The organism is Aurantimonas sp. A2-1-M11, assembly GCF_036549475.1.
In the GTDB taxonomy this organism is placed as follows: domain Bacteria; phylum Pseudomonadota; class Alphaproteobacteria; order Rhizobiales; family Rhizobiaceae; genus Aurantimonas.
In genome coordinates, this window is the sequence record NZ_JAZHLI010000182.1 from 1 (window position 1) to 1758 (window position 1758).

The 1758-nt window shown below is 60.0% G+C and carries 2 protein-coding genes; one reads left to right on the forward strand and one right to left on the reverse strand.

Translation table 11 applies throughout. The features are described from left to right. Positions 1-488: 488 nt before the first annotated feature. Entirely contained in the window at positions 489-1049 is a 561-nt protein-coding gene (locus VQ042_RS25455; RefSeq protein WP_331823029.1) for a YybH family protein, read from the reverse strand. A gap of 398 nt (positions 1050-1447) precedes the next feature. On the opposite strand from VQ042_RS25455, the gene VQ042_RS25460 reads away from it, so the two are divergent. After that, on the forward strand, positions 1448-1758 hold a 311-nt coding region (locus VQ042_RS25460; protein ID WP_331823030.1), incomplete at its 3' end, for a hypothetical protein.

Sequence of the window (1758 nt, forward strand, 5' to 3'; positions counted from 1 at the left end):
TGGCTTGTCTGGTTCCTGCAAGCAAGCCAGCCAAAAACGGCGAAACCGCATACGTCCAAACGTCTTTCCGGGTGCGTCGCTTCAACGGCTTAGCCATTATTCAGGGCGGACTTGATAGGTTGGGATGTGGTGCTTGCGCTCCTCTCCGAAGGCAGGGTCACACGTTCGAATCCTGTCGGGTGCGTAGCCGACCGGGCAGGCGCTTTTACGGCGTCGTGACGTCGGGACGAACGAACCGATGTGGGGGAGGGTGCCGAGGGTGTGGCTTGTGTTGGCCGCCTCGCTGAGCCTTCAGCGAGGGCAGTCCGTTGGACAACCGGCGACGGCGTTGCCGCATCTTGTCGCGAGTCATCGGAAAAGTGAAAGCGAGATGAGGGTGCAGTTCCCACCTCTCCATTCCGGGAGACACGAAATCGACGTCAGGGGAACCTGCGCCGCAATTGGGAGGGGGAGGCCCGCTGACGAAACAGCGAGCCCACCATGATCGGTTAGTTGAACGTGTGGAGCATCAGTTTGAGACTGCCATCTTCCTGCTTCTGAAAGACATGAGTGGCGATCCCGCCGATATCAGCCCCGTCCCCGCCTTTCGCGCTCCAGCGCGCTGCGGCGATGATCTGGTCGCCACTGTCCATGACACGGATGACCTCGAGATTGTGTTCGGTAACACCGGCTTCAAAGAGCCCGTTGAAGAACTCCTGGATTTTCTCGGGTCCCTCGATGACGTCATGGGTCGGCGGTAGAAAAACAGCATCATCCGTATAGGTCGCGCCAACTTTTCCAGCGTCACCACTGTTGAAGGCGGCGTTCCACGACTGATACGCAGCATTGACGTCATCTTCGGACGCACTGAGGGCGACGGCCGGAGCGGTTATCAAGAATACTGTGGCCAATAGCGGCTTTATATTTCGCATATCGAGTTCCTCCCGCATTTCTTGTTTTGGCAGATGCCCTATTTCAGCATCGCAGCGCCAAGGCTTACACAAACCATGCCCCAACGCCAGGGTGTGCCAAATGAGCACAACGATCCGCTGGCTGCCGGCACATGACATCGCTTCCGATGGCGACCTCCTGCGGATAGAGCAGAGGTAGCATTAAGAGCATCTTGCTCTCGATGAGCTTGGACCGTCGTGAGGCCAGACAAGAGAATCGATGTGAGTGAGGGTGCCGAGGGTGTGGCGTGCTGGCGGGTTAAGCAGGCTGCCCAGTTGCTACGATCGGTTTGCCTGCAATCGGCGCGCGGCGGGCTTGCCCTAGCCTCGGCGCAAGCTCATAGGCGCGCATGGCATCGCAGTTTCGCGCTCCCAAGCTGTTCTAGCGTCTTTATCACCGGCCTAAGGCTGACTCAGTGGACGCCTGTCGTTCAACTGGGGTTCAGAATGTCTCGCCTAGAGCTTAAACGAGGTTCACATCACGGAACGCCGGGAGTGACCATAAATTGGAGTTCTCCATGTCATTTCGCATCGTTCTATTGCTGGCCTCTGCCTCAAGCGCGGCGCTGGCACAGGCCTCTTTCGCCGGCGAGAACGACCGACCACTCCTTCTGTTAGCCCAAGCGGAAAGTGTGCTGCCGTTGGGCGATGGCACCGCCGTCGAGCAGGAAGCCGCAGCCGCCGAGGCAGCCCGCGTCGCTGAGGAAGAAGCCGCTCGTCTGGCGCAGGAAGCAGCCGCTGCCGCCGAACAGGAAGCGGCAGCCCAGGCGGCCGCCGAGCAGGAAGCCGCAGCCGCCGAGGCAGCCCGCGTCGCTGAGGAAGAAGCCGC

Bases quoted from the DNA above. Each gene is read 5' to 3' on its own strand.
- VQ042_RS25455 (WP_331823029.1), bottom strand. From the start codon at position 1,049: ATGTCATGTGCCGGCAGCCAGCGGATCGTTGTGCTCATTTGGCACACC.